Source organism: Enterovibrio norvegicus (assembly GCF_002876705.1).
Lineage (GTDB): Bacteria > Pseudomonadota > Gammaproteobacteria > Enterobacterales > Vibrionaceae > Enterovibrio > Enterovibrio norvegicus_B.
The window spans coordinates 100,294-106,382 of the sequence record NZ_MDAG01000013.1; the positions used below are offsets into that span (position 1 = coordinate 100,294).

Genomic DNA, 6,089 nt, shown 5'->3' on the forward strand with positions numbered 1-6,089 from the left:
GCTTTTACTCGTGTCGCAATACAATACGTTGTTCAACCGATGCATTGCGTCAGTATGATACGTTCGTAGAAGCATTCATGACGTATCGGGTGGGCTAGACCCGTGAATGAGCAATAAATCAATCATCTGCGCATAGACAGGGAGAAGAAAAAATGGAAGTGAAAAAGGTTCACATCGCAAAATGTCATTGTGGCGCGGTCGAGCTTGAATTGAGGTTACCCAATGGCCTTGAAGACCCACGTCGTTGTTCATGCTCTATGTGTCGGAAACGCGGTGCGATTGCTGCTTCAGTATTGTTAGAGAACTTAAAAATCACTAAAGGCGAAGAGAATCTTACGCTTTATCAATTCAATACAATGACGGCAAAGCATTACTTTTGTAAAACCTGTGGCATTTATACGCACCACCAAAGACGTTCGAACCCGCATCAATTTGCAATAAACGTCGCGTGCTTAGAAGGCATCAATGCCTATGAGTTAGAGCCAGTGAAAATCTACGATGGTATTCATCATCCCAAAGACTCGATTGATTTGTAAAGTGGGGAGAACCTAAGAGCCATTTCGCTTTGGCTCTTTCTCTTATCTCGATACTCGCAATCTCACTTCTAGTCCCTTCCCTTTATCTCGCACCTCGTACTCTGCCTCTAAAAATTCCATTTATTTATCAAACCGTAAACCAAGGTAAAGCTACGTAAATCGCCTTCTCATCCCAGTAAAAATGGCGATACTAGCGCCAAAGTTTGAGTTCGAAATAGAAGGATTAACGCAATGAAAAAACTCGCAATTGGTGCTTTGGTTCTGTTTGGCTTGATGGGAACCGCATACGCGTTTGATGGGCATTTAACACACGGCTGGGATATGCCGAGCTTCTCTCTGTTTGGGTGTGATCATGGCGGTCACTACTAAGCGAATTCACTTTGGTTAGCCTCTGCATTCAGGCTGAAGTCGAAGCATTCCGTTTGCTGAAAACAAAAAAGGCCGCTGATTTCTCAGCGGCCTTTCCATGTTTCGGCGATGTCGATATCACGTATACAAACTTAACCCGCAGATTTGTTCGCCAGCACTTCTTCCAGTTTCAATCCTGTCAAACCATGAATGGTGCGCCATAGGTAATAGAAAATGGCCATCATCATCACTGTCGATGGCAGTGCGATCATTGGGTAGCTGTAAAGCGTGAGTTGACCCAATTGCTCGTTAAACTCAGGCGTACCGGCTGGGCTGGTGACGAGCCATTTCGCCAGGATGTAATTCATGGTGGAAGAGAACGCAAACGAACCCGCGACAAAGTAAGTGGCTTTCAGCAAGCGCGATTCAAACGCGGCCATGCTGTTACGCAATTGCAGACGTTCGTTGATTTTCTCAACGTCCATCACCGATGGGTTGAACAGCAGCGCTTTTATCAACGGCGAAGAGGTAAACGTTGAGGCGAGAACCGCCAGACCGATAACCCCAGGAATAGCAGCTTCTTTGATCGCTAACCATTTGGTATCAAGCTCTAGCAATCCAATGCCGCCCGTAAGCAGTACGTTGACCAAGCCCAATAACGCGATGAAGTTAAACTTTCTGTATTTCACTAGCTCAAATAAGCCCCATCCCAATGGGAAGCTTAGCGCTAGGATCAAACCACCACTCGCACCTAATTCATTCTCACCACTCATTTTCATGAGGATAAATGCGGGTGCAACGATACTGACCATCAGGTCAATCATAGGGCGTGGCTTGTGTGTAGGAACACTCTTCATTGTTTCGTTTTCCAAACTATTTCGAAGACATCGCCAATACTATCGAATAGGAAATTCAAAGGGTAGGCATCTGTTAGGCCTTTTTTGTTCGAAATAGTTTCAGAACGAATATGTAGGCGTCTTAACACCTCCCGCAACCAGTCCGACGTCGCGATAAAAATGCGAACGCCATAAACGAAGATCAGGATGGTGGGAGTAGTTGGGATACGTTGACGGGTGTTTGGGAATGCTAACGGTTTATAACGGATTGGGACGGATAAAGGGGCGATGCACTCACCCCTTTACCTCTTCGCGTTTGTCTAGCGCGAATGTATAAGCACCTTTGTATGACCGCGAGGCAGAACTACTTCACTGTGTATCGCAACAACACTTCGTTATCGAGCACGACATTGGTAGACCAAATGAAGCTCGCCCCCGCGCCTGCAAATTTCTCTCTGAAATTCATGTAAGACTTTTTGTTGTTTACACCAATCTCATCTTCTGTGTACAGGGTTGCTTGCGGCCACGATGCGGAATCAAACGCTTGGTTCATCCACGCCTCAGGGGTTTTCCAGTGAACGCCATACGCGTCTGCGCCGTCATCTGTGCCTTCAGTAGTGCAATCTGTCGATAATCTCGCGCCGTTTTCTTCGCTCAAACAGGTGAGATCGTAGATCGGCGAGGTATAGAAAGCCTGTGCTTGCCAATCTGCATTGGTGATGGTGCCATCGCTAAAGCTTGCAATAAAGCCGCCATCGCCCGCGTGGTATTTCTTGCCACGGTTGTTTTCAGAGCCAAGACCAAGGTTCTCTTCCCAATCGACCAGTTTTACGGCGATCGTGTAAGGCTTGCTGACTTTGAACTTCACCACGCTTGAGTTAAATGGCGTGAAAGGGACGGAATCCAATGCGATAAACTTGCCGTTCACGTACAGCTCGAAGTAGTTATCCGCAAAAATGTAACCTGTTACCACCTCACCATCTGCATCCACCGTCACAACAGGCACGCTGTCGAGATCAACCTGTTCGATGTTTTTCGGGGTAATGTTGGCGCATTCTTCGTAAAGATCGACCGCTTTCGTCGCGGTTAAATACTGCGTATCCGCCGGTACTGTCCATACCTGTCCGTCGCCGTCTTTTATCTCGCCAACACCTGCCACACGGCTGCGACCGTTTTTACATTCAAACATGGATGCTTCAATGGGTGTCGCCGTACCTTGTGTGATACTGCCTGTGCCTTGGTAAGTGCTGCTCGATGCTTCTGCGGAAAGTCCCTGCATTGGAAAACTCAACGCCAATGCCATCCCTGCCCAAAGGGCGGTGTTCTTCTTCACTTGATTCATTTTCGAGCGCCCTATTATTCAAATGACTACTATTTCAAATAACTACTGTTTCAAACAATTGCTGTTTCAAACAATTGCTGTTCAAGAATAAGCTAACGTTCCCGATTTTCTCTGTCCATATTCAGTGAATACTAATTAAGCAATGTACTAATTAGGACACACATCCAACACTCGGATTGGCGTCTTGGATGAATGAAGAGATGAGATGAGATGAGATGAGATGAGATAGATAGAATGACGAAAGTACCGAGGATATGCTTAACCGCTCTCGAAACAAGGTTGCTTACCAACGATTCAATTGCTGCCTTTTTGGTTCATCGCAATTCCCCAAACGACGTCTAACGCATCGTCCCTCTCTTTATTGAGCCCTTTGTGTTTTTTATTAAACATCTGTTTTTAAATGGAATAGTGACACTTTACAAACCAATGTGAGCCGAATCACATAGGTGACTATTTCAGCCATACTTGGCTCTCCCAAGCGACGTTTATCCCTTCGAGAATTGTTACTATTTCAAAAAATAGTCATTGGCGAAATGGAGTTTAAGCAATGGGTTTATGGGATAAAATCACCGGCGAATTTATTGATATTGTTGAGTGGATAGACAATAGCAACGATACGCTTGTCTGGCGATTTGAGCGCTATCAGAATGAAATCAAAAACGGCGCACAACTGACAGTAAGACCGGGACAGGCTGCCATTTTTATCAATGAAGGACAGATTGCCGATATTTTCGAACCCGGGATGTACGAACTTACCACGGCTAACCTTCCTATTCTGAGCACACTCAAAGGATGGAAACACGGGTTTAACTCTCCGTTTAAAGCAGAAGTATATTTCGTAAACCTTCGCACTTTTACGGATAACAAATGGGGTACTAAAAACCCTATCATGCTTCGCGATCCAGAATTCGGCCCTATCCGAATCCGCGCGTTTGGCAACTTCGATATCAAAGTGAGTAACCCTAAGAAACTGCTTGAGGAAGTCGTCGGCACAGACGGGCAATTTACGCTGGATGAAATCCAGAGCCAACTTCGCACGCTGGCCGTATCTCGATTCTCTGATGCCGTTGCAGAAAGCAAATTGCCTGTTCTTGATATGGCAGCAAATTACGACGAATTCTCTACGTTTCTTTGCACCAAAATGGATGACGATTTTGCTCGCTATGGACTGAGCTTGCAGAAATTTTTGGTAGAAAACATTTCACTGCCAGAAAACGTAGAAGCAGCGCTGGATAAGCGTTCATCAATGGGTATTTTGGGTAACCTGAATCAATACACGCAATTTCAGGCCGCAAACGCCATGGAAACAGCGGCAAACAACCCTGGCGGCGGTGCGAACGCAGGGATGGAAATGGGGATGGGTTTTGCCATGGCTAACCAGATGGCGCAATCACTCAATAACCAAAATTCACAACAGCAAAACGTCAACACCCAACAGGCTGCAGCGCCAGCTGCGCCGCCACCACTTCCAGCTCAAGCCCAGTTTTTCGTGGCGATCAATGGACAACAAACAGGTCCGTTCGGTCTAGATGTTATTCAGGCCAAAGTGCAGTCACAAGAGATAACTCGTCAAACTCTGGTTTGGAAAGAAGGCATGGCGAGCTGGGCGGGTGCGGCTGACGTCAGTGAATTACGTAATCTGTTTGGTGCTGTGCCACCACCAATTCCGGGGGCGTAAATGGAACAGCTAAAAACCCAGTGTGAAAACTGTGCTGCTGATCAAGTCTATTTACCCGGAACGAAAGGGCTTTCTTGTAACTACTGTGGGCATTTCACTGAATTCAAGACCGAAGAAACCGCTGCCAATGAAGCGAACGAAGAACTCTGCCTTTCCAGCTACCTAGAGAGCTACTCACCGTTGCCGGAAGAGCAAATTGAGCGGCACATAGTGAAATGCTCAGGCTGTGGTGCTCAACCTGAACTGGAAGAGAATCAGGAGTCTGGCAACTGTCCTTTCTGTGATTCTCCTATTGTGGTTGGACAAGCGCAATCGAAGAAGTTGATCAAACCGCAAGGCTTGCTTGCCTTTGACGTTTCGCGAAGCCAAGCAAGGGAGAGTTTTTCCAGTTGGTTGAAAGGCCTTTGGTTTGCCCCGAATTCGCTTCAAAAGCAAATTACGCAGCACGAGAAATTCAAAGGTATTTACTTGCCTTACTGGACGTACGATTGCGAGACCAAAACGCAATATCGTGGGCAGCGAGGTGATGATTACTACGAGACAGTGACACGCCAAAATTCAGACGGTGAATCTGTCAGTGAGCAGGTGAGAAAAACACGATGGAGAAGCGTTAGGGGAGAAGTCTATGATTCTTTTGACGATGTTCTGGTACCTGCTACGCATTCGCTGCCAAGAAAAATGCTCTATGAATTAGAACCTTGGGATCTCAACAACGTTGTTGATTACAAAAAAGAGTACTTGAGTGGATATGTTACTGAAAGCTATCAGGTTGATCTAAAAGAAGGTTTCATTGAAGCAAAAGACATCATGAAACCACAAATTGAGAGAACTATTCACAGAGACATTGGCGGCGATCGGCAACAGATCACCTCTACGCAAACCCAATTCAGTAAGGAAACATTCAAACACTTACTGTGCCCTGTATGGGTATCTGCCTATCGCCACAAGGGCGAGCTCTACCAAATATTGGTGAATGCCCGTACTGGTGAAATACAAGGAGAGCGCCCGTATAGCTGGGTGAAAATCGGCCTAACAGCACTGAGCGTTGCGGCTCTCGTGGGAATAGGTGTGTATTTCTATCAAGTGAATGCGGGATCTGTCTAAGCAAAGATTCGTGGGCTCTAACACTTTTTCTGGTCGCAGAGCCCACCTCTCGATAGTCGTTCCATTCTGCTCTTTTTCCTGTCTGTCGCTCTTACCTAGCACTCTCGAAACGCCACCCTGCTCCTTCTGCTTTTCCTGCTCTGCTCTCTCGCTCTTATCTAACCTCTCGAAACTCAAACCTGCTCCTCTTCTGCTCTTCTGCTCTTCTGCTCTTCCTGCTCTTCCTGCTCTCCCTGCTCTCCCTG

General features: G+C 46.5%; 6 protein-coding genes. 4 read left to right on the plus strand and 2 right to left on the minus strand.

Going from position 1 to position 6,089, the window contains the following annotated elements; genetic code table 11:
- The first annotated feature begins 152 nt into the window (after positions 1-152).
- A complete protein-coding gene (locus tag BCT27_RS08060; protein WP_017013068.1) occupies positions 153-536 on the plus strand; it encodes a GFA family protein in 384 nt (127 codons plus the stop codon).
- 231 nt (positions 537-767) lie between these two features.
- Positions 768-905, plus strand: a complete 138-nt coding sequence (locus tag BCT27_RS25640) for a hypothetical protein (RefSeq protein ID WP_198597528.1) — start codon at positions 768-770, stop codon at positions 903-905.
- 131 nt (positions 906-1,036) lie between these two features.
- Here BCT27_RS25640 and BCT27_RS08065 read toward each other — a convergent pair whose 3' ends face one another.
- Together BCT27_RS08065 and BCT27_RS08070 are read right to left on the minus strand one after the other, a co-directional pair.
- Complete coding sequence (locus BCT27_RS08065; protein ID WP_102390249.1) at positions 1,037-1,741, minus strand: VC0807 family protein; 705 nt, start codon at positions 1,739-1,741, stop codon at positions 1,037-1,039.
- A gap of 343 nt (positions 1,742-2,084) precedes the next feature.
- Entirely contained in the window at positions 2,085-2,999 is a 915-nt protein-coding gene (locus BCT27_RS08070) for a hypothetical protein (protein WP_198597537.1), read from the minus strand.
- Positions 3,000-3,609: 610 nt separating this feature from the next.
- On the opposite strand from BCT27_RS08070, the gene BCT27_RS08075 reads away from it, so the two are divergent.
- Positions 3,610-4,740, plus strand: coding sequence for an SPFH domain-containing protein (locus BCT27_RS08075; RefSeq protein WP_102395513.1), 1,131 nt, complete (start codon positions 3,610-3,612; stop codon positions 4,738-4,740).
- On the plus strand, positions 4,741-5,844 hold the full coding sequence (locus tag BCT27_RS08080; RefSeq protein WP_102395514.1) for a TFIIB-type zinc ribbon-containing protein: 1,104 nt from the start codon (positions 4,741-4,743) through the stop codon (positions 5,842-5,844).
- The last annotated feature ends 245 nt before the right edge of the window (positions 5,845-6,089 follow it).

What these genes read in the sequence shown, in the direction of transcription:
- BCT27_RS08060 (WP_017013068.1), top strand. Translation starts at nt 153, where the DNA reads ATGGAAGTGAAAAAGGTTCACATCGCAAAATGTCATTGTGGCGCGGTC.
- BCT27_RS08070 (WP_198597537.1), bottom strand. Translation starts at nt 2,999, where the DNA reads ATGCAGGGACTTTCCGCAGAAGCATCGAGCAGCACTTACCAAGGCACA.
- BCT27_RS25640 (WP_198597528.1), top strand. Translation starts at nt 768, where the DNA reads ATGAAAAAACTCGCAATTGGTGCTTTGGTTCTGTTTGGCTTGATGGGA.
- BCT27_RS08075 (WP_102395513.1), top strand. Translation starts at nt 3,610, where the DNA reads ATGGGTTTATGGGATAAAATCACCGGCGAATTTATTGATATTGTTGAG.
- BCT27_RS08065 (WP_102390249.1), bottom strand. Translation starts at nt 1,741, where the DNA reads ATGAAGAGTGTTCCTACACACAAGCCACGCCCTATGATTGACCTGATG.
- BCT27_RS08080 (WP_102395514.1), top strand. Translation starts at nt 4,741, where the DNA reads ATGGAACAGCTAAAAACCCAGTGTGAAAACTGTGCTGCTGATCAAGTC.